Genomic DNA, 19,093 nt, shown 5'->3' on the forward strand with positions numbered 1-19,093 from the left:
CTGCCCGCGGTCAGGACTCCGGGGCGCCGGCGGTGTGGTCACCCCGGTGCCGCAGCGCCGCCGCGGTGTCTCTGACGCTGCTGATGGTGCGTTCCGGAGCCCGGATACGGCGCACCTTGCGATAGCCGAGCAGCGCGAACAGGCCGGCGGTGAGCAGCATCACACCGAACACGATGCCGAACGACGCCGACCGGTACAGCCCCAGGTCGGCGAGCAGCTCGGCGATCGCGAAGAAGAAGAAGAACGAGCTGAACACCAGGACGGCCAGCGCGATGGTGAAGTAGACGCTGCCCCGGAGACCCTTGCGGAACTCGCCGGCGATCTCCGACCGTGCCAGCTCCACCTCGGCCCTGATCAGCGTGGACAGGTGGGTGGTGGCGTCACGGACCAGCTCGCCGATCGACTGCTCGCCCGGATCGGTCGAGTTGTCGGCGGACAGCGGAATCGACGGAATCGGGGGAACCCCGTTCCCCCCGTGGCTGCCGTTGGAATGGTGCTGGGCGCGGGTCACCGGGTCATCGTGCCATGCACGCTTCCGGCCGTTCGGCTGGCCGCGCCATCGGAGCCTGTTCGGAAGGTGCGCCGCGATCACGTCGCCGGGCTCGGCATGGCATGGCCCGGCGGGTCGGGCCGGTGCGGAGCCCCGCCGCCGCGTTCCCTGGCTGGTCCTGCGGTTTCCCCTGTTCCGGAACAGGCTGTCAGCACGAAGCGGCCCCCGGTGCCTGGGCACCGGGGGCCGCTCCGCCCGCGCGACAGTTGGCTTCCGTGCCTGTTCCCGCCCGGCGGTGTCGCCACGTCCGGCCGGGCGAACGGGCGGTCAGTCGTCGCCGCTGGACTTGGCCAGGCCGCTCTTGATCAGGTCCATCACGGAGGAGTCCTGCAGCGTGGTGACGTCGCCGAGCTGGCGGTTCTCCGCGACGTCGCGCAGCAGCCGGCGCATGATCTTGCCGGACCGGGTCTTGGGCAGCTCCGGCACGACCATGATCTGCCTCGGCTTGGCGATCGGGCCGATCTCCTTGGCCACGTGGTCGCGCAGTTCCTTGACCAGCGCGGCGCCCTCCTCCTCGGAGCTGGCGCCGCCGCGGAGGATCACGAACGCGACGATGCCCTGGCCGGTGGTCGGGTCGGTGGCGCCGACCACCGCGGCCTCGGCCACCCTCGGGTGCGAGACCAGCGCGGACTCCACCTCGGTGGTGGAGATCCGGTGCCCGGACACGTTCATCACGTCGTCCACTCGGCCGAGCAGCCAGACCGCGCCGTCGCTGTCGTACTTCGCGCCGTCACCGGCGAAGTAGAAGCCCTGGGCGGCGAACCGCGACCAGTAGGTCTCCCGGTAGCGCTGCTCGTCGCCCCAGACGCCGCGCAGCATCGACGGCCACGGCTTGTCCAGCACCAGGTAGCCGCCGCCGCCCTTGCCGACCGGGGTGCCGGTGTCGTCGACGACCCGGGCGGAGACGCCGGGCAGCGGCGCCATCGCGGAACCCGGCTTCGCCGCGGTGACACCGGGCAGCGGCGAGATCATGATCGCCCCGGTCTCGGTCTGCCACCAGGTGTCCACGATCGGGCAGCGGTTGCCGCCGATGTGCTCCCGGTACCACATCCACGCCTCGGGGTTGATCGGCTCGCCGACGCTGCCCAGCACCCGCAGCGAGGACAGGTCGAACTTGGCCGGGATGTCGTGGCCCCACTTCATGAACGTGCGGATCAGGGTGGGCGCGGTGTAGTAGATGGAGACCTTGTACTTCTGCACGATCTCCCAGTGCCGGCCCTCGTGCGGGGTGTTCGGCGTGCCCTCGTAGACGACCTGGGTCACGCGGTTGGCCAGCGGGCCGTAGACGATGTAGGAGTGCCCGGTCACCCAGCCGATGTCCGCGGTGCACCAGTACACGTCCTGGCCGGGCTTGTGGTCGAAGACCACGTTGTGGGTGTATGCGCACTGGGTGAGGTAGCCGCCCGAGGTGTGCAGGATGCCCTTGGGCCTTCCGGTGGTGCCCGACGTGTAGAGGATGTACAGCGGGTGTTCGGAGTCGAACGCCTGCGGGGTGTGCTCCTCCGACTGGCCCTCCACGACGTCGTGCCACCACAGGTCGCGGCCCTCGGTCCAGTCGACCTCGGTGCCGGTGCGGCGGACCACCAGCACGTTGCGCACCGTCGGGGTCTTGGCCACCGCCTCGTCCACCGCGGGCTTCAGCGGCGCCGGGTTGCCCCGCCGGTACTGGCCGTCCGTGGTGATCACCAGCTTGGCCTCGGCGTCCTCGATGCGGGAGCGCAGCGCCTCCGCGGAGAAGCCGCCGAAGACCACGCTGTGGGTCAGGCCGAGCCGCGCGCAGGCGAGCATGGAGAAGATCGCCTCGGGGATCATCGGCATGTAGATGGCCACCCGGTCACCGGTCTCCAGGCCGAGTGACAGCAACGCGTTGGCGGTCTTGCTCACCTCGCGCTTGAGGTCGGCGTAGGTGATGGTGCGGGTGTCCCCGGGCTCGCCCTCCCAGTGGATCGCGACCTGGTCGCCGTGGCCGTCGTCGACGTGCCGGTCGACGCAGTTGTAGGCCACGTTCAGCCGGCCGCCGACGAACCACTTCGCGAAGGGCGCGTTGGACCAGTCCAGCACCTGGCTCCACCGCGTCTCCCAGTGCAGCCGCTCGGCCTGCTTGGCCCAGAACGCCTCACGGTCGGTGGCTGCCTCCTCGTACAGCGAGGCGTCCGCGTTGGCCTGCTTGGCGAACTCCTCGCTGGGTGGAAAGGCCCTGCTCTCGGTGAGCAGGTTGTCCAGAGCGGTGCTCTGGTCCGACGGCTGGGTCATCTGCCGACCTCCTGATACGTCATTACTCGTCGCGAGGGCCTCCTCGGGCCGGTTCCAGACCGTAGTGCGATCCGCCCCGCCCCGACAGGCCCCTTGCCCAAAAAGGTCCAGACCATTACGTGGCCCTGGTCGGCGGCCGTCAAGACCGCCGACCAGGGCCGCACAAGGGCGCGGTGGTGCGGGTTAGGCGGTCTTCGGCGTCAGCGGAACGACCGGAAGCACGGTGCGCTTGAAGGTGAAGTTGGTGACTCCGGCGAACGAGGTGTACCAGGCGAGCACCGCGGTGATCAGACCGAGGTACCCACCGACGTGCGCGATCGACTTGGTCCCGGTGAACTCCCCGACGGTCAGCGCCAGGAAGGTCAGCGTCAGGAACACGAAGACGCTCAACACCGCACCGTTGACCTGCACCGCCGCCACGGTCATGTAGGCGGTGAAGATGGTCCAGCCCAGCAGGTAGATCCCGGTGGCCTTGGCCGAGTTGGCACCGAGCGACGGCTCGATGTACTTGGCGTAGGCCGCGAAGGACAGCCAGAACGCGCCGTAGGAGGTGAAGGCCAGCGCACCGAAGGTGTTGGCCTTGCGGAACTCCCACATGCCGGCCATGAACTGGCTCAGCCCTCCGTAGAACAGCGCGAGCGGCAGCACGACCGCCTTGAGCTTCTCATCGGCGACGAGTCCCGAGTTGAATGCGCTCAACACGAACGTCGTCATGGCGAACGCGGCGAGGCCCAGCGGCCCCGGGTCTGCGATATGCGCGGTGGGATCAGCCTGTGGGGTCTCGCTGACGACGTCCTTGGTTGCCATGTCCTTCTCCTCCCCGACCTTTCCAGGGTTCGGCTGCGGTGGTGACCTGTGCGGTCCACGGCGCTGCGACGGTCACTCGTCCGACCGCCAAGTTGCGGCGCAGTGGTGACCCACTGCACTCCTGGCGTAGTCCCTCCGGGTGGATCATGTGAACAACTGATCGATGACCGGAGAGTTGTGTGCGGTAAGCGGTACGTTCGGCCGCATAGGTTCACCTGAACGGCTCAGTCTGATCTCCGTTTGAGTGGGTATCGAGAGAGTGATCGGGCCGTGCGTGTTGCCGGCGGGTTACGCCGACCGGCCGAGGTGGTCGGCGGAGGTCGGGGGCGCACGGGGTACTGTCGTGACCGTGAGCGACCAGGCTGCGCCCACGGATCCGTTGCACCCGCTGCTGGACCTGCCGGGTGTCCCGGACGCGGTTCGCGCCGCCCGTACGGCGGTCGACGAGGTACACCGGCATCCGGCCAACCGGAGGGGGTGGCCGGCCACCGCCGCCGAGGCTTCCGTCCGCGCCGCCCGGGCGTCCGCCGCGCTCGACGGGGGTGACCCGGAGATACCGGCCGCGGGCGAGGTCACCGACCCGGTGCTGGCCGGCGCGCTGCGGGTGGCCGAGTCGATCGGGCTGCTGCTGACCACCTGGCAGCGGGCCCCGCTGCAGGCGCTGGCGCGGCTGCACGTGCTGGCCGCGGCCGATCTGGTCCCGGTGGCCCAGGCCGACTCGCTGGGCCGGCCCCGGCCGGCCGCCGGCGTGTCCGCCCGGCTGGACCTGCTGGCCGGGCTGGTCGCCGGCAAGACGGAGGTACCGGGTCCGGTGCTGGCCGCGGTGGTGCACGGCGAACTGCTCGCGCTCGCCCCCTTCGAGGCCGGTAACGGGGTGGTGGCCAGGGCCGCGGCCCGGCTCACCGCGATCGCGACCGGGCTGGACCCGAAGGGCCTCGCCGTGCCCGAGGTGTTCTACCTGCGCCGGCGCGACGAGTACCTCGAGGCCGCCCGGGCGTTCGCCACCGGCGACTCCGACGGGGTGCGCCGCTGGCTGCTGTTCTGCTGCGACGCGGTGCAGGCCGGGGCGAAGGAGGGCGCCGGCATCGCCGACGCGGTGGCCAGCCCGGCCTGAGGGTCGAGGACCAGCCGGCTCCCCCGTTCGGGGCGCGCTACGGTCAGCCGGCGAGCACGCGCAGCGCCTGTCGGACGTGACCGCCGGTGTGGGCGAGCGCGTCGGCGGAGCGCCGCGGGTCGGCACCGGAGAGCAGGTGCACCAGGGCCACCTTCAGGTCGCCGCCGGCCTCCGCCAGCGCGGCCGAGCACTCCGGCTCCGCCAGCCCGGTGGCCTCCCGCAGGATGCGCAGCGTGCGACCGCGCAGCTTGGCGTTGGTGGCTCGCATGCTGACCATCAGGTTCGAGTAGGTGCGGCCGAGCCGGACCATCACCGCGGTGGAGAAGGCGGTCAGCACCAGCTTCTGCGCGGTACCCGCCTTCATCCTGGTCGAGCCGGCGATCGCCTCGGGGCCGGTGTCCACCGTGACCAGCACGTCCACGTCCACGCTCGCCGCGGGGTTGTTGGCCACCAGGGCGGTGCCCGCGCCGATCGACCTGGCCGTGGCCAGTGCGCCGAGCACGAACGGGGTGCGGCCGGACGCGGACAGCCCGAGCACGAAGTCGCCGGGGGACACGTACCGGCGGATCTCCGCGGCGCCGGCGTCCTCGTCGTCCTCGGCGTCCTCCACGGCCGCCTTCAGCGCCCGCGACCCGCCGGCGTTGTGCGCGACGAACCAGTCGGCCGGCGCGTTGAAGGTGGGCACCAGTTCGGCGGCGTCCAGCACGGCCAGCCGGCCGGAGGTGCCCGCGCCGACGTAGTGCACCCGCTTACCGGCCTGCAGCGCGGCGACGGCGAGGTCGACCGCGATGGCCAGCCGGGGCAGTGCGACCGCGACCGCGTCCGGCACGGTGCGGTCCTCGGCGTGAATCATCCTCAGGATGTCCACAGTGGACACAAGATCGATGTCGGTGGTGTTCGGGTTCCGCCGTTCCGTCGGCGAGTCGACCTGCACCGAGGCGCCCGGCCGCGGCGTCATCTGCCGGTCTCCCGCGGCCGGCGCCGGCCGTCCGGCCGCACGCCGAGCCGGTGCCCGCCGACCGCGTCGTAGGTGGCGGCGAGCGCGGCCCGCGCGGTGTCCAGGTGCCGCTGGGCCACTCCGATGAACAGGCAGTCGATCACGGTGAGTTGGGCGATCCGGCTGGCCATCGCGCCGGAGCGGAAGGTGGTCTCGCGGGCCGCCGTGGTCAGCACGTGGTCGGCGACCTCGCTGATCGGTGAGCGGGGGAAGTTGGTCAGCGCCACGGTGGTGGCGCCGCGCTCGGCGGCCACTCGCAGCGGTTCCACGGTGTCCACGGTGGCGCCGGTGTGCGAGATGCCGATGGCCACGTCGCCGGGCTGCAGCACCGCGGCCGAGGTGAGCGCGATGTGTGTGTCGCTCCACGCGAAGCACACCCGGCCGATGCGGTGCAGCTTCTGCTGCAGGTCGGAGGCGACGAACGCGCTCGCGCCCACGCCGTACACGTCCACCCGGCCGGCCCTGGCCACCGCGTCGACCACCCGGCCGAGCACCTCGGCGTCGAGCTGTTCCGCGGTCTCCTCGACCGCGCGCGCGTCGGCGAAGGCGACCTTGGCGACCACCTGCCGCAGGTCGTCGCTGGGGGTGATGTCGCCGCCCAGGTCGCGGTCGGAGCGGGCCGCGCTGCGCGCGGTGTCCGCGGCCAGCGCGATCCGCAGCTCCGGGTAGCCGCTGACGCCGATGGCCTTGCAGAACCGGGTCACCGTGGTTTCGCTGGTCCCCGCCGCGTCGGCGACCTCGGTGATGCTGCGGTGCGCGACCGCGGCCGGCTCGTCCAGCACCACCTTGGCCACCCGCTGCTCGGCGCGGGCCAAGCCGGGCAACAGCGACCGGATGCGGACCAGTGGTGAGGATTCGCTGGGATCTGCGGGCCCGCCGGCGCCGGAGGCTGTGGTGGCGGATTTCTCGCTGGGCACGTGGGAAACTTACTAACCGCCAGGATGACGGTCAACGCGCCGGCGGTCGACCGCAACGCAACCGTGTCCGATCCTGCCGGCGGCCCGCGATTCGGCCGGACGGGGCAACGCTGGGTGGCTGAACCCGTCCTGGATGCCGGTTTTGCCGGCCTGCCCGGCGCTCGCGCCGCGCCGGGCAGGTTACGGACGGTAGGCCGTTCTGATCACGCGTTCGGTCAGCGCGTGGCGAGCCGCCAACCGCTCGCGGTCAGCGCGTCTCGGTCGCGCTCGGCGTCCAGCAGCGTTCCCGCCGCGTCGCCGACCCGGATCGCGTCCAGGTAGACGCCGCGGCCGGCGTACTCGTCGCCGGCGGTGTACCGCCAGCGCAGCCGCAGCGGTCCGCTCGCCGGTAGCTTGGCGCGGACCGTCCACCAGCAGCGGTCGCCGTACCCGGTCAGCGCGTTCACCTCGCCGCCCGGCGCGCCGCATCCGTTGGCCCGCACCGGAACCGCCCGCCAGCTCACACCGTCCGAACTGGACTCCAGCAGGAGCTGGTCGGCCGGATCGGCGTCCACGAACGCGTCGAAGGACACCGTGAGCCGGTCCCCGCGCGGCGCCAGCGGCACGGTGGTCAGCGTGGCCGAGGCGCCGTTCGTCGTGGTGTCGCCGATGATCGACGCCCACGCGTCCGGTCCCCGCCTCGGCCGTACCGCCAGCGACCGGGCCAGCCCGTCGGCCACGGCACGCCGCGCCGGGTTGATCGACCCCCAGTTCCGGTTGGGATGCACCCGGTTGGTGAGCAGGATGGCGATGGACCGGGAGGCCGGGTCGATGACCAGGGTGGTGCCGGTGAACCCGGTGTGCCCGGCGGTGCGCGGCCCGGTCAGCGCACCCATGTACCAGCGCTGGTCCAGTTCGAAGCCGAGGCCGTGGGCATCGCCGGGGAAGGCCCCGTTGTAGTCGGTCAGCATCTCCCGCACGGTGTCCGGCCGGAGGATGCGGTGCCCGGCGTAGCTGCCGCCGTCCAGCAGTGCCTGCCCGAGCACGGCGAGGTCGTCGGCGGTGGAGAACACGCCGGCGTGCCCGGCCACCCCGCCCAGCGCCCACGCGTTCTCGTCGTGCACCTCGCCCCACACCAGACCGCGTGGCGGGTCGCTTTCGAACTCGGTGGCCGCGATCGAGGCCCGGGCGGACGGCGGCGGGTTGTAGCCGGTGTGCGCCATGCCGAGTGGCCCGGTGATGCCGTCGCGGACCAGCAGGTCCAGCCGCCGGCCGGTGACCTGCTGCACGAGGAGTTGCAGCGCGATCATGTTGAGGTCGGAGTAGAGGTAGGTGCTGCCCGGCGGGTTGACCGGTGCGACGTCCAGTACGGCCTTGAACCGGGACGGGATGTCCGGCCAGTCCCGCCACAGCGGCAGGTCGGGTTCGAGCCCCGAGGTGTGCGTGAGCAGTTGCTCGACGGTGATCGCGCCCTTGCCGCTGGTGGCGAACTCCGGCAGGTAGCGGGCGACGGGTGCGGTCAGCTCGATCCGGCCGGCCTCGATCTGTTGCAGCGCGACGATCGAGGTGAACAGCTTGGACAGGGACGCGAGGTCGAAGACGGTGCCGGTACGCATCGGGATGCGCCGGTCCTCGGCCAGTTCGGTGCCGGCCGCGTCGGCGTAGCGCAGCGCGTACCCGCTGGCGCGCCGGGCGACCACCACGCCGTCGTGGGCGAGCAGGGTGACCGCTCCGGAGAACATCGGGTGCCCGGTGCCCGGGTCCGGCTCGGTCCACGACCGCACGCGGCGGAGCGCGTCGTCGATCGGCCCCGGGTCCAGGCCGGCTTCCGCCGGGCTGCCGTCGCGGAGCAGCGTCGACGGCGGGGCGAAGCCGCGGTATGGCTGGTCGAACCGGCCGTGCGGCGGCACCGGCGGCACCTCGGCGTCGGCCGGGTCCGCGAGTGCGGTCAGCACCGCGAGCAGGACGGTCACGCTGGCGAGTCTGCGCAATCGGGCACCTCACGGGTTCGGGTGGGGCGGCGGGGGCGGTTCACGGTGCGCGGTGGCGCAGGGCGCTACGGGTAGCGCAGGTACGGCTCTCGCCGGCGGCGGAACTCGGCCAACTCCTGCTGCCAGGCGGCGACCACGTCGTCCGCGCCCGCGCCGGCGTCGACCATGGTGCGCAGCCGGGCGGACCCGGAGAGCCTGTCGATCCAGTTGTCCGGGCGCCAGCCGAAGGCGGCCGGGTAGCACCGCCGCGCGGTGACGATCATGGTGACCGCCGTGCGGATCGCGTCGAAGCCGCCGGCGCCGGTGCGGTGCAGTTGCACGCCGCCGCAGGTGGTGCCGGTGAACCTGGCGAAGGTGGGCACGAAGTAGGTCTCCCGGAAGCGCACACCGGGAAGGCCGGCGGCGTTCAGTCGCTCCGCCCACCGCCAGTCCACGCCGGGTGCGCCGATCGTCTCGAACGGCCGGGTAGTGCCCCGGCCCTCGGTGAAGGTGGTGCCCTCGAAGAGGCACGTTCCCGGGTAGACGAGGGCGGTGTCCTGCGTCGGCATGTTCGGGCTGGGCGGCACCCAGGGCAGGCCGGTGGAGAGTTCGTCGCGCCGCCAGCCGCGCACCGGCACGACGTCCAGTGTGGACACTCGTCCGCCGTCGGCGGGCAGGAACTCGCCATTGAAGAGCAGCGCGAGTTCGCCGACCGTCATGCCGTGCTGCTGCACGATCGGCTTGCGGCCCACGCCGGAGGCGAACGCCGGGTCAAGCTGCGGGCCGAACGCCCGCCCACCAACGGGATTCGGGCGGTCCAGCACGACGAACGCGGCGCCGGTCGCGGCGGCCGCCTGCATCGCCGTGTACATCGTCCAGACGTAGGTGTAGAAGCGCGCCCCGACGTCGGCGATGTCGAACACCACGGTTTCGACCCCGGCGTGCCGGTACATCGCGGCGAGCGCGTCCGCGGTGGCCCCGTAGGCGTCGTACACCGGGATGCCGGTGCGCGGGTCGGTCGCCGTGCCCTCGGAGCCGCCGGCCTGCGCGGTGCCGCGGAAGCCGTGCTCGGGCCCGAACACCGCGACCGGCGGATGACCGTCCGCCACCATGGCGTCCACGATGTGCGTGAGGTCGCCGAGCACGCCGGTCGGGTTGCTCAGCACGCCGACCCGCCGACCGGCGAGCCGCCGCCAGCCCTCCTCGGCCAGCACATCCGCGCCGGTGCGCACTGGCCCGGCGGTCGTCGCCGAGCCGGGGCCGGCTGCCGGTCCGGTGTTCCGCGGTCCGGGTGCGGGGCTCGCGGCCGGCACGGAGGAGCCGGCCAGCGCCGGCCCGGCCAGTGCCGCCGTGGCCAGGAATCGCCGCCGGTTCACCGGGTTCCTCACCACGTCAGCCCGTAGCCGAACGGGTACCGGATCCGGCTGGGATCGCCCGCGTCCGGCACGTCGACCGGCAACCTGCCGGCCGGGGCGACCTCGCCGAACAGCACCCTGGCCAGCGACGCCATCGCCACCGCGGTCGGCGAGTAGGTGGCCAGCCAGGTCGGCTCGGTGTCGATACAGGCCACGTCGTACGGGTTCTGCACCGCGACCGCCACCACCGGCCGGCCGGTCGCCACCAGCCGGCGCAGCAGATCCTGCTGGGCCGCCGAGCCGGAGAGCCCGTTGGTCAACGCGACCACGAGGTCGGCGTTCCGCGCGGCGGCCACCGCCGCGGCGATCTGCTGCTCGCTCGGCGCCGTCCCGGTCACCGCGGTCGAGGTGGTCGGGCCGCGTGCCGCGACCCGGGCGGCCAGCGCGGGCACGGTGACCGATCCGGCGCCCGCCACCAGCACCCGGTGCGGGGCGGCCCGCAGCGGGAGCAGCCCGGCGTCGTTGCGCACCGCGGTGGTGGTGCGGTCGGTGATCCGGGCTGCGGCGGCCAGGTGGTCGGCGGTGCCCACCACGGCGCCCACCCGGTTCTCGTCCACCAGCGGGTGGGCCACGATGCCGCGCCGCCACTTCAACCGCAGGATGCGGGCGACGCTGGTGTCGATCCGCCGCTCGGTGAGCCGTCCCGCGTGCACGGCGTCCACCACGCTGTTGATCGCCACGTTCAGGTTGGCCGGCATGAGGAGTTGGTCCGCGCCAGCCAGCAGGGCGAGCACCGGGATCTCCGCGTCGGGATGCTTCGTGCGCACGCCCTGCATCTGCAGCGAATCAGTGATGATCACGCCCTGGTAGCCGAGTTCGCCGCGGAGCAGGCCGGTGAGCACGGCGGGGGAGAGCGTGGCCGGCTCGCCCGACGAGTCGAGCTTCGGCGTGACGATGTGCGCACTCATGATCGTGTCGGTACCGGCGGCGATGGCGGCGCGGAACGGCGGCGCGTCGATCCGCTCCCAGGTGTCGTGGTCGTGGTTGATCATCGGGAGTCCGGTGTGGCTGTCCGTGTCGGTGTCGCCGTGCCCGGGGAAGTGTTTGACCGCGCTGGACACCGTGCCGGCCGGATCGGTGCCGTCCTGGTAACCGGCGACCTGCGCGGCGACCATGCCCGCGACCAGGTTCGGGTCGGAGCCGAACGAGCGAACCCCGATCACCGGATTGGCCGGGTTGACGTTGACGTCGGCATCCGGGGCGAAGTTCTGGTTGACGCCCATCGCGCGGAGTTCGGCGGCGGTGATCCGGGCCGCCTCGGTGGCGTCCTCGGGGCTCCGCCCCGCGCCGAGCGCCATGCCGCCGGGGAACTGGGTGGCCGGCGGCCCGATCCGGGTGACGATGCCTTCTTCCTGGTCGGTGCCGATGATCAGCGGCACGCCGGAGCCCGAGGCCAGCGCGGCCCGCTGCAGGCCGTTCGACAGGCCGGCCACCTGCGCGGGGTTGGCGATGTTGTTCACGGCGGAGTTGTGGAAGTAGATGACGCCGCCGAGGTGGTAGCGCCGCACCACCTGCGCGGGCCTGTCCACGCCGAACTCGCGCTGGTTGGCCGGGTCCGCGGTGTCGGCGGCGAAACCGTGCACGTACGTGACGAACAGTTGGCCGACCTTCTCCGGCAGGCTCATTCGGTGCAGGGTGGCCGCCACCCAGCCGTTCATCGCGGCCTCCCGTGCGGGCGAGGGTCGCGCCTTGCCTCCCGGCGCGGCGGGCACCGGGCCGTCGCTTCGCAGGGAGCCGGTGTGGGGCTCCGGGTTGGCGGTCTGCGCGGCCACGGCCGGGGTGGCGGCGCCGACGGTACCGGCCAGGCAGGCGGCGGCCAGCAGTGCCGGCACGGCGGGGAAGCGGCGATGGGTGCTGGAACGAACCGTTGACACGCGGCCTCCCTTGCGGGCAGCGTGGAAATATTCCCACCGCATCCGATGGTCAGAGGCAAGTTACTCACATAGCTGCCCTGAGTCAACGGTTGTGCGCGCGTCGTGAAGAAGTGCGTCCCCGGTCGGTTTCCGCGCCGAGCGAGATGATCCGCGGCGGAATGCCGGTATCGACCGGTATTTGTTGCCACGGCTGCGATGCGTGCCGGTACTGACGCACCGGCAGCGACCCGATCCGGCCTCGCGCGAGCCGCGCGGTCCCGCGGCCGGCGGACTTTCCTGCCCCGAACACGCGCGAACGGCGCCCACCGGCTGAAACCGAAGGCGCCGCCCGCCCGGGTAGACCGCCGGGTTACCAGGCGTGCAACACAAGTCGTCCCTGGTGGGGACTCGGCGTCCGGCGTCCCGGTACGCAGTCCCTCGACGACGTGCCTCCCGCGGCGTGCTCAGCGTGGGTGCCCGGTTGTCTACCCACGGAGTCCGGTTGGGGTGGATCATGCTTCCCTTCGCATGACCCCTGGCCATTCCGAAGTCCGCAGTTCTGTTCTACCTAGTGTGCTGGGTCACAGCAAGGCCCGTGCCGGGTGCACCGTTCAAGCCGCGGCGCCGCGCGGCCGGAACCCCGTCGTGACGCCAAAAGCGCAGGTCGTCGGTTGCCTGCAAGGCTGCGGCGCCGACCCGGCTCCTGGCTGTCAGCCGCGCCGCCGGCGCCGCAACCCGTACCAGGCGAACCCCGCCGCGGCGACCGCTCCGATGCCGACCGCGGCCGCCGCGACGGCGGTGCCGGACGGGGTCGGAATCCTGGCGCGCAGCGAGATCGGGTCGGAGAAGGTGAGCACCGGCCAGCCGCGCTGTGCGGCGATCTTTCGCAGTCCACGGTCCGGGTTGACCACGGTCGGGTGGCCGACCACCTCCAGCAACGGCAGGTCGGTGATCGAGTCCGAGTACGCGTGGCACTCGGCCAGGTCGTACCCGTTCTGCTCGGCGAGTTGCTTGGCCGCGATGGCCTTGTTCTCGCCGTAGCAGTAGAAGTCGATCTCGCCGGTGTACTTGCCGTCGTTGACCACCATGCGGGTGGCAATACTGTGGGTGGCACCCACCATCTTCGCGATCGGAGCGACGATCTCCGCACCGGAGGCGGACACCACGACCACGTCGTGGCCCTCGTGCTTGTGCTCCGCGATGAGCTGGGTCGCCTCCCGGTAGACCAGTGGATCGACGATGTCGTGCAGGGTCTCCTCGACGATCGCGCGGACCTGCTCGACGTCCCATCCCTCGCACAGCGCGGTGAGATGGGCGCGCATACGATCCATTTGGTCGGCGTCCGCGCCGGCCTGCATGAACACGAACTGGGCGTACGCGCTCTTGAGCACCGCGCGCCGATTGATCAGGCCCTCCTGGAAGAAGGGACGGCTGAAGGCGAGTGTGCTCGACTTGGCGATGACCGTCTTGTCCAGGTCAAAGTACGCGGCGACGCGGCTGCCGGAAGAGGGCGCGGCGCCGCTGCTGGGCTCGGTCACACAGACAGCATAAGTGCCGTTACGCAATTGTCGGCGTGTCCCTCGAAAGGACAGGGCGCATCACCCGGCTGCGGGGAGATACAGTAGACGCCGTCCGGTGGTTACCGGACGGGTTCAGCTCGACCCCCCGGGGCTGAACCTGATGACGACCCCCGTCCCTCCCCCCTGGCGGGGGTCGTCCCATATCCAGCGGCGGTGACCCGCGCCGACGCAGGTCCCGGAGGCCACTCGAAGCCCGCGGGTCCCCGCAAGCCGCAAACCGGGATCGGGTCGCGCGGAGCCGAGACAACCCGCGCCCATCATGCCGGGCCCCACCGACATTTCTCGGCCTTCGTGGCGTGCCGCCGCGGCCCTGTCCACAGCCTCACCGGTTGTCCACAAGTTGATCAGCGGCCGTTGCCGCCGGCTCGGGCCGGCGGGAGCGTGGTCGCGGATCGGCGGAGGGCCGCCCGAGCGCCTCGCCGCCGGAAGGCGGCTGCTGATCAGGGTCGACAAGGGGGGACACGATGGAGACGAAACGACCACTCGTGCTGGCCGACGACGAGGCGGTGCTCGACGAACTGCTGCGGTTGGCCGCCGCGGCCGGCTGCGAGTTACACCGCGCACCGGATGTCGCCGGCGTGCGCGCGAAATGGTCGACCGCCCCGCTGGTGTTGCTGGATGAGACCGGCGCCGTGCGGTGCGCCGGGGCGGGGCTGGCCCGCCGCCCGGGGGTGCTGGTGGTTTGCCCCGGGGACCCGCCGCCGGAGGTGTGGCAGGCGGCCGTCCGGGCCGGTGCGGAACACGTCCTCGCGCTGCCGCTCGCCGAGGACCTCCTGGTCAACGCGTTCGCGGACGTGGTGGAGGCGCCGGCGCATGCGGTGGGGAGGGTGCTGGCCGTGCTGGGCGGCCGGGGCGGGGCGGGTGCCTCGGTGCTGGCCGCGTCCGTCGCCCATGCCGTGCTACGCGGCGGCGGCCGCGCGCTCCTGGTCGACTGCGACCCACTGGGCGGTGGCCTGGACCTGGTGCTCGGAGCGGAGGGCGAGGCCGGCCTACGGTGGCCCGAGCTTGCCCTGGCCAGCGGAAGGGTTTCGGTTGCCTCGCTGCGCTCGGCGCTCCCCGGGCGGCGGCACGGCGGCGGCTCGCTGACCGTCCTCTCCTGCGACCGCGACGGTCCCGGCCCGGTGGCGGAGGCGGTGGCCGCCGTGGTGGAGGCGGGGCGGCGAGCCGGTGAGACGGTTGTCTGCGACCTGCCGAGGCACCTGCCGGAGCCGGCGTGCGCCGCACTCGACCGGGCCGACCTCGCGGTTGTGGTGGTGCCCGCCGAGGTGCGGGCCTGCGCCGCGACCAAGCGGGTCGCCGAACGCGCCCGCGAGCGCGGCGTCGAACTGCACGCGGTGGTGCGCGGGCCGGCGCCCGGCGGCCTTTCACCAGAAGACGTCGCCGCGGCCGCCGGGGTGCCGCTGCTCAACGCGATGCGACCGGAACCGGGGCTGTCCCGGGCCCTGGAACGCGGTCGGGTGCCGGCCCGGCCACGCGGCCCGCTGGTGGCGACGGCCAGCGCGGTGCTGTCCGCGTTGCGTTCGGCGGGCGCGGAGCGGCGGCCGTGACCGGCCGTCAGCCACGCGGCCTGCCGCAGGTGCATCTGGTGCGCTCTGGCGACGCGATCGCGGTCGCGTGCGAACTCGCCGAAAGGGAGGGGCGATGAGCGCGGATCTGGTGGAGCGGGTGCGGCAGCGGCTGGCCAGCACCGGCGCCGGCGTGACGTTCGCCGCGGTTGCCGAGGCGGTGCGCGCCGAGGCCGGTGGTGTCGTCGGCGACGCCGACGTGCTCGACGCACTGCGCGTGCTGCGGCAGGAGTTCGTCGGCGCGGGTCCGCTGGAGCCGCTACTACGCGATCCCGCCACCACCGACGTGCTGGTCACCGGCCCGCACGAGGTCTGGGTGGACGGCCAGGACGGCCTGCGGCGCACCGGTGTGCGGTTCCGTGACGACGACGCCGTCCGCAGGCTCGCGCAGCGGCTCGCGCTGGCGGCCGGCCGGCGGTTGGACGACGCCCAGCCCTATGTGGACGCCTGGCTGCCGGGCAGCGGCCCTGCCGGGCGGCTCCGGCTGCACGCCGTGCTCCCGCCGATCGCCGCCGGCGGCACCTGCCTGTCACTCCGCGTACTGCGGCCGGCCGTGCATGATCTGGACGAGCTGGCCCGGTTGGGCACCTTCGACGCGGCGACCGGGGCGTTGCTGCGGGCAGTGGTACGCGCCCGACTCGCCTTCCTCGTGGTCGGCGGCACCGGCTCGGGAAAGACCACGCTGCTGGCGGCGTTGCTCGGCTGCGTGCCGGCACACGAGCGGGTGGTGTGCGTCGAGGACGCCGGGGAACTGCAACCTCGGCATCCGCAGGTGGTGCGGCTGATCGCCCGGCTACCCAACATCGAGGGCGCCGGGGAGGTCACCGTTCGCGACCTCGTGCGCCAGTCGCTACGCATGCGGCCGGACCGGATCGTCGTGGGCGAGGTCCGTGGCGCCGAGGTGTGTGAGTTGCTGAACGCCCTGAACACCGGCCACGACGGCGGCGCGGGCACGTTGCACGCCAACTCCCCCGCGGAGGTGCCCGCCCGGTTGGAGGCGCTGGCCGCGCTGGGCGGGCTCGGCCGGGCGGCGCTGCACAGCCAACTCGCCGCGGCCATCCAGGTCGTGCTGCACGTCCGCAGGGAGTCCTCCGGTGCGCGGCGACTGGTCGAGATCGGCCTGGTGGAGCGGTCCGCCGACGAGATCCGCGTGCGGGCGGTCTGGCGGTACGCGGACGGTTGGCAGCCGGCGCGGCCCAAGCTCGCCGCGCTGCTCACCGAGCGAGGGGTGAGCGCGCCATGGTGAGCATGGCTTTCCTCGCGCTCGCCGGCTCCGTGCTGGTCTGGCCGCGCGGTACGGCAAGCCACCGGTTGCGCGCACTGCGGCCGGAGCCGGACGGTCGGCGCCGCCGGCCACGAAGGCCCGGCCGGCTCGGCGGCACGCTGGCGGTGGCGTGCTGCGGCGCGCTGGGGGCCGCACTGCTCGGCGTCGGCGGCGGGATCGCCGCCGGATTGCTGGGCGCCACCGCTGTCGGCCGGTGGCGGGCGCGGGCCGCCCTGCGGGCCCGGCTTCGGGCCACCGCCGCCATGGCGAGCGCTCTCGGCGCCCTCGTCGCGGAACTTCGTGCCGGAGCGCACCCGGCTTCGGCCGCCGAGCGAGCGGCCGCTGACGCCGAACCGATCGCCGCCCTGGCGATGAACGGCATCGCCGCTGCCGCCCGCCTCGGTGGCGACGTGGCGGTCGCACTGGCCGGCGCGGCCGCCACGCAACCGGTGCTCGGCTGGGCCTTGACGCAGGTCGGCACGGCATGGACGGTCGCGGACCGGCACGGCGTCCCGCTCGCCGGCGTGCTCGACGCCGTCCGGCGGGACCTGCGGCAGCGGGTTCGGTTCGCCAAACAGGTACAGGCGCGGATGGCCGGTCCTCGGGCAAGTGCCGCGGTACTCGCTTCGCTTCCGGTCGTCGGCCTTCTGCTGGGCGAGGCGATGGGCGTCCGCGCGCTGCACGTGCTGGCCACGACCGGCGTGGGCCAGGCGCTGCTGGTGGTCGGTACCACGCTGCTGTGCGCCGGTGTCCTGTGGAGCGCTCGACTCACCGACCGGGCGGTGTTGCCATGACCGGCTACGCCCTGTCCGTCCTGCTGACGGCGGCCGCGATGCTCATCGCGCCGGTACCGGACGACGCGCGAGCGAGGCTGGGCCGACTCGCCGTTGCCCGGCCCGGACCGCACGGTGCCGCGCCGGCGACCAGGTCCAGGGGTTGCGGCCCGCCGGCGTGGCCGTTGCCGGTGGTGGCATCGGTGGCGATCGCTGCCCTGCCCGTCGCCCTGGTCGGCGGGCCGGTCGGTCTCGTCGCCGGTATCCCACTGGGGCTGGCCACGTTCGCCGCCGTCCGGCGTGCCCTGCGCGCGGAACGCGCCGCTCCCCGGCGCCGAGCCACTTCCGACCCGCTGCGCCTGGCCGCCTGCTGGGACCTGCTGGCCGCGTGCCTGCGCGCCGGACTACCCGTGCCGGTCGCCGTGCGCATCGTCGCCGAGGAACTGCCCGCAACCCCTGCCGTCGTGTTGCGCCGATCCGGCGAGCTGATGGCGCTCGGCGCCGACCCGGTCGCGTGCTGGGCGCCGGCACTGGCCGATCCCGACCTCGCTCCGCTGGCCAGGGCGGCGCGCCGGACCGCCCGGTCCGGCACCGCGCTGGCGGGGACGGCGACCGAACTCGCCGAGGAGGTCCGATCCGGTGCTCGCGACCACGAGGAGGAACGGGCACAACGGGCCGCCGTGCTGATTACCGGGCCACTCGGCCTGTGCTTCCTGCCCGCGTTCCTCTGCCTCGGTGTGCTGCCGGTGGTGATCGCGCTGGCGAGCCGGCTGGTGCCGGCATGGTGACCGGTCGGCGGCCCGGTGACCGGCGCCGTCCCACCCGAGATCGTCCGGATACGTCCGGATCGAGTTGTCCACGCATGGCTCGTGCGAGCCGAAAGGAGTCTCAATGATCGCCTCAAGCTGCGGCATCCGGCCCGACCACGATCTCCGCCCGCGCCGGTCCGGCGGATCCGCGAAGCGGAACGGGTTGACCATGTCCGCGCGGCTGTGGGCACGGATCGTCACGGGATGGCGGGACGACGCCGGCATGAGCACGGTGGAGTACGCCATCGGCACGATCGCGGCCGCCGCCTTCGCCGCGGTGCTCTACGCGGTGGTGACCAGCGGCGGGGTGAGTTCGGCGCTCACCAGCCTCGTCGAGCGAGCCCTCTCGGTGCGCTTCTGATGTCCGGCGCCAGCCGTGCCTCCCTCGCGGCCGGCGTGCGGCCGGCACCTTGCCCGCGGGATCGCGGCGCGGTCACCGTCGAGGCGGCGACCGCGCTCGGCGCGGTCGTTCTGGTCCTTGCGGCGGCCCTGTCGGCCGTGACGGCCGTGCTCGGGCAACTGCACTGCACCGATGCGGCGCGGGAGGCGGCCCGGCTGGTGGCCCGGGGCGAGTCGGAACGGGCGCGGGAAGCCGTGGACCGCATCGCGCCGAGCGGCGCCAGGCTGACCGTGCTGGTCAGCGGTGACACCGCGCAGGTGGAGGTCACGGCTGACCCGCCCGGCGGCTTTCTTCCCGGCATCCACCTCCGGGCGGACGCCTACGCGGTGCTGGAACCGACCGCCGCCGATGCGTATCCGCCGTCAACCGGCCAAGCAGCCGCGGGGTGAGGACGAGCATGGGCAGGTCAACCGAACCCGGCGACCGGGGCTCCGCCACCGTCTGGGTGGTCGCCGTGATCGCCGCCGTGCTGGTGGTGACCACGGCCGGTGTGTACCTCGGCGCGGCCGTGGTCACCCGGCACCGGGCGGCGGCCGCGGCCGACCTGGCCGCGCTCGGCGCGGCGGTGGACGGTGTGTCCGGGGAGAGCCCGGCATGCGAGCGCGCCGCCTGGGTCGCCGAGCGAATGGGCACCGCGCTTGTCAGCTGTCACCTGGACGGCTGGGACGCGCTGGTCGAGGTGACCTCACGACCACCGGAGCCGCTCGCCCGGTTCGGTACCGCGCGCGCCAGGGCCCGTGCCGGGCCCGCGGAGAACTGATCGGCTCCGGCTACGACGAGCGGTCGGCCCAACGCGTTGAGTGGAGTTCGTCACGTGCTGGCGTGCGAGATCGACCGGGCCACCAGG

17 protein-coding genes are annotated in these 19,093 nt (G+C 73.1%); 8 read left to right on the plus strand and 9 right to left on the minus strand.

Features of this window, described 5'->3' with window-relative positions; translation table 11 throughout:
* Window positions 1-10 precede the first annotated feature (10 nt).
* The 3 genes from FFT21_RS11655 to FFT21_RS11665 form a co-directional block, all read right to left on the minus strand.
* A complete protein-coding gene (locus FFT21_RS11655) occupies window positions 11-511 on the minus strand; it encodes a phage holin family protein (protein ID WP_137813838.1) in 501 nt (166 codons plus the stop codon).
* Between the two features lie 306 nt (window positions 512-817).
* Entirely contained in the window at window positions 818-2,803 is a 1,986-nt protein-coding gene (gene acs, locus FFT21_RS11660) for an acetate--CoA ligase (protein ID WP_137813839.1), read from the minus strand.
* A gap of 183 nt (window positions 2,804-2,986) precedes the next feature.
* A complete protein-coding gene (locus FFT21_RS11665; protein ID WP_137813840.1) occupies window positions 2,987-3,610 on the minus strand; it encodes an acetate uptake transporter in 624 nt (207 codons plus the stop codon).
* A 349-nt stretch (window positions 3,611-3,959) separates the two neighbouring features.
* Between FFT21_RS11665 and FFT21_RS11670 the strand changes: the two genes are divergently transcribed.
* Window positions 3,960-4,724: a Fic family protein gene (locus FFT21_RS11670; protein WP_192909491.1), complete on the plus strand. Its 765-nt coding sequence runs from the start codon at window positions 3,960-3,962 to the stop codon at window positions 4,722-4,724.
* A gap of 43 nt (window positions 4,725-4,767) precedes the next feature.
* Here the strand turns inward: FFT21_RS11670 and FFT21_RS11675 are convergent, their stop codons facing one another.
* The 6 genes from FFT21_RS11675 to FFT21_RS11700 all read right to left on the minus strand — a co-directional run bounded on the left by FFT21_RS11675 (window position 4,768) and on the right by FFT21_RS11700 (window position 13,393).
* Window positions 4,768-5,682 carry an N-acetylmuramic acid 6-phosphate etherase gene (locus FFT21_RS11675; RefSeq protein WP_137813841.1) on the minus strand — a complete coding sequence of 305 codons (915 nt, stop codon included), beginning with the start codon at window positions 5,680-5,682 and terminating at the stop codon, window positions 4,768-4,770.
* Window positions 5,679-6,566, minus strand: a complete 888-nt coding sequence (locus FFT21_RS11680; protein WP_192909501.1) for a MurR/RpiR family transcriptional regulator — start codon at window positions 6,564-6,566, stop codon at window positions 5,679-5,681. The genes FFT21_RS11675 and FFT21_RS11680 overlap by 4 nt, the downstream gene beginning before the upstream one ends.
* Before the next feature lie 287 nt (window positions 6,567-6,853).
* On the minus strand, window positions 6,854-8,590 hold the full coding sequence (locus tag FFT21_RS11685) for a serine hydrolase domain-containing protein (RefSeq protein ID WP_371856774.1): 1,737 nt from the start codon (window positions 8,588-8,590) through the stop codon (window positions 6,854-6,856).
* Window positions 8,591-8,673: 83 nt separating this feature from the next.
* Window positions 8,674-9,963 (minus strand): exo-beta-N-acetylmuramidase NamZ family protein, encoded by a 1,290-nt coding sequence (locus FFT21_RS11690; protein WP_137813843.1) that lies wholly within the window; start codon window positions 9,961-9,963, stop codon window positions 8,674-8,676.
* 8 nt (window positions 9,964-9,971) lie between these two features.
* On the minus strand, window positions 9,972-11,876 hold the full coding sequence (locus FFT21_RS11695; RefSeq protein WP_225978317.1) for a glycoside hydrolase family 3 protein: 1,905 nt from the start codon (window positions 11,874-11,876) through the stop codon (window positions 9,972-9,974).
* Window positions 11,877-12,565: 689 nt separating this feature from the next.
* Entirely contained in the window at window positions 12,566-13,393 is an 828-nt protein-coding gene (locus FFT21_RS11700; RefSeq protein WP_137813845.1) for an HAD-IB family hydrolase, read from the minus strand.
* A gap of 506 nt (window positions 13,394-13,899) precedes the next feature.
* Here FFT21_RS11700 and ssd point away from each other — a divergent pair.
* The 7 genes from ssd (at window position 13,900) to FFT21_RS11735 (ending at window position 19,006) form a co-directional block, all read left to right on the plus strand.
* Entirely contained in the window at window positions 13,900-14,982 is a 1,083-nt protein-coding gene (gene ssd, locus FFT21_RS11705) for a septum site-determining protein Ssd (RefSeq protein ID WP_137813846.1), read from the plus strand.
* A 94-nt stretch (window positions 14,983-15,076) separates the two neighbouring features.
* Entirely contained in the window at window positions 15,077-16,246 is a 1,170-nt protein-coding gene (locus FFT21_RS11710; protein WP_137813847.1) for a TadA family conjugal transfer-associated ATPase, read from the plus strand.
* Window positions 16,240-17,058 (plus strand): type II secretion system F family protein, encoded by an 819-nt coding sequence (locus tag FFT21_RS11715; protein ID WP_225978318.1) that lies wholly within the window; start codon window positions 16,240-16,242, stop codon window positions 17,056-17,058. The genes FFT21_RS11710 and FFT21_RS11715 overlap by 7 nt, the downstream gene beginning before the upstream one ends.
* Window positions 17,055-17,825, plus strand: coding sequence for a type II secretion system F family protein (locus FFT21_RS11720; RefSeq protein ID WP_225978319.1), 771 nt, complete (start codon window positions 17,055-17,057; stop codon window positions 17,823-17,825). Before FFT21_RS11715 ends, FFT21_RS11720 begins: the two co-directional genes overlap by 4 nt.
* Window positions 17,826-17,928: 103 nt before the next feature.
* Entirely contained in the window at window positions 17,929-18,207 is a 279-nt protein-coding gene (locus tag FFT21_RS11725) for a DUF4244 domain-containing protein (RefSeq protein ID WP_225978320.1), read from the plus strand.
* Window positions 18,207-18,635, plus strand: a complete 429-nt coding sequence (locus FFT21_RS11730) for a TadE family type IV pilus minor pilin (RefSeq protein ID WP_137813848.1) — start codon at window positions 18,207-18,209, stop codon at window positions 18,633-18,635. The genes FFT21_RS11725 and FFT21_RS11730 overlap by 1 nt, the downstream gene beginning before the upstream one ends.
* Window positions 18,636-18,643: 8 nt before the next feature.
* The gene (locus tag FFT21_RS11735) at window positions 18,644-19,006 is read left to right on the plus strand and encodes an Rv3654c family TadE-like protein (protein ID WP_137813849.1); all 363 of its coding nucleotides are present in this window, start codon (window positions 18,644-18,646) and stop codon (window positions 19,004-19,006) included.
* Window positions 19,007-19,093: the final 87 nt, after the last annotated feature.

Origin of the sequence: Gandjariella thermophila, assembly GCF_005405885.1 — a bacterium.
Classification (GTDB): Bacteria; Actinomycetota; Actinomycetes; order Mycobacteriales; family Pseudonocardiaceae; genus Gandjariella; species Gandjariella thermophila.

What these genes read in the sequence shown, in the direction of transcription:
- acs (WP_137813839.1), bottom strand. Translation starts at nt 2,803, where the DNA reads ATGACCCAGCCGTCGGACCAGAGCACCGCTCTGGACAACCTGCTCACC.
- FFT21_RS11665 (WP_137813840.1), bottom strand. Translation starts at nt 3,610, where the DNA reads ATGGCAACCAAGGACGTCGTCAGCGAGACCCCACAGGCTGATCCCACC.
- FFT21_RS11675 (WP_137813841.1), bottom strand. Translation starts at nt 5,682, where the DNA reads ATGACGCCGCGGCCGGGCGCCTCGGTGCAGGTCGACTCGCCGACGGAA.
- ssd (WP_137813846.1), top strand. Translation starts at nt 13,900, where the DNA reads ATGGAGACGAAACGACCACTCGTGCTGGCCGACGACGAGGCGGTGCTC.
- FFT21_RS11710 (WP_137813847.1), top strand. Translation starts at nt 15,077, where the DNA reads ATGAGCGCGGATCTGGTGGAGCGGGTGCGGCAGCGGCTGGCCAGCACC.
- FFT21_RS11715 (WP_225978318.1), top strand. Translation starts at nt 16,240, where the DNA reads ATGGTGAGCATGGCTTTCCTCGCGCTCGCCGGCTCCGTGCTGGTCTGG.
- FFT21_RS11720 (WP_225978319.1), top strand. Translation starts at nt 17,055, where the DNA reads ATGACCGGCTACGCCCTGTCCGTCCTGCTGACGGCGGCCGCGATGCTC.
- FFT21_RS11725 (WP_225978320.1), top strand. Translation starts at nt 17,929, where the DNA reads ATGATCGCCTCAAGCTGCGGCATCCGGCCCGACCACGATCTCCGCCCG.
- FFT21_RS11730 (WP_137813848.1), top strand. Translation starts at nt 18,207, where the DNA reads ATGTCCGGCGCCAGCCGTGCCTCCCTCGCGGCCGGCGTGCGGCCGGCA.
- FFT21_RS11735 (WP_137813849.1), top strand. Translation starts at nt 18,644, where the DNA reads ATGGGCAGGTCAACCGAACCCGGCGACCGGGGCTCCGCCACCGTCTGG.